General features: G+C 67.3%; 1 pseudogene. It reads left to right on the top strand.

From position 1 onward, the window contains the following. Positions 1–226: pseudogene (locus AEYBE204_RS40625) on the top strand (hybrid sensor histidine kinase/response regulator); the annotation flags it as partial.

The raw sequence follows: 226 nt of genomic DNA, 5'->3' as shown, positions 1-226 counted from the left end.
GGGCGATGAACGCCCCCCTGCCGCCCGATTCCGAGACCGGCACGGGGTCGCTTTTTCCCGTCAAATCCCAGTTCCCCTACCCCCGGCCAAACCCCGCCGGGGCCCCCCCCCCCGCCGATACGGTCATCGTCACCGCCAATCCTATCCTGGCCGACAGCGCGCAAAGTCATCTCGACAGCTTTCAGGCCACAATGCGCTCGGTCCGCACGCTCAAGGAAGCCGGCAA

Source organism: Asticcacaulis sp. YBE204 (assembly GCF_000495855.1).
In the GTDB taxonomy this organism is placed as follows: Bacteria; Pseudomonadota; Alphaproteobacteria; order Caulobacterales; family Caulobacteraceae; genus Asticcacaulis.
This window is presented reverse-complemented; position numbering and strand designations above follow the sequence as displayed.